This is a genomic window from Vibrio sp. 10N.222.49.C9 (assembly GCF_041474985.1).
In the GTDB taxonomy this organism is placed as follows: domain Bacteria; phylum Pseudomonadota; class Gammaproteobacteria; order Enterobacterales; family Vibrionaceae; genus Vibrio; species Vibrio crassostreae_C.
In genome coordinates this window covers 1-407 of the sequence record NZ_JBFRVD010000459.1, presented here as the reverse complement: position 1 = coordinate 407, position 407 = coordinate 1, and the positions used below count along the sequence as shown (strand labels likewise).

The 407-nt window shown below is 49.4% G+C and carries 1 protein-coding gene; it reads left to right on the top strand.

Annotated elements, in window-relative coordinates; translation table 11 throughout:
* A partial coding sequence (locus AB4585_RS23980; RefSeq protein ID WP_372171256.1) for a DUF5801 repeats-in-toxin domain-containing protein occupies positions 1 to 407 on the top strand: 407 nt, incomplete at both ends.

Below are 407 nucleotides of genomic sequence, written 5' to 3'. Positions count from 1 at the left end.
TATAGGCGATGCAGGTGCTCTGCCAATTACTGGTACTTTAGGTTATGAAGGCAGTGACGCAATCGCTGAGGTGGCTATTGAACTGTCTGATGAGCAGCGAGCTGCTTGGGAAGCCATTACTAGCAATGGTGAAGAAACCACACTAACGGAAACGGCCAATGGGCTTGTTGTGACGGCGCTCAATGGCGATGCAGTCCTAGAAGTTACCGTGAATCTTGATGGCACCTATACGGTTAATCAGTTCTTGCCAGTAGATCAGGACGAAAACGATTCAGAGAACCCAGATCAACTCGCGTTAGAGATTGGCGTTGCTGTCACCGATACGGATGACGATGTGACTCGTGCGCCTGTTTCTATCAAGATTACCGATGGCACAGACCCAGCATTAACCAATGATGTGGCTGACC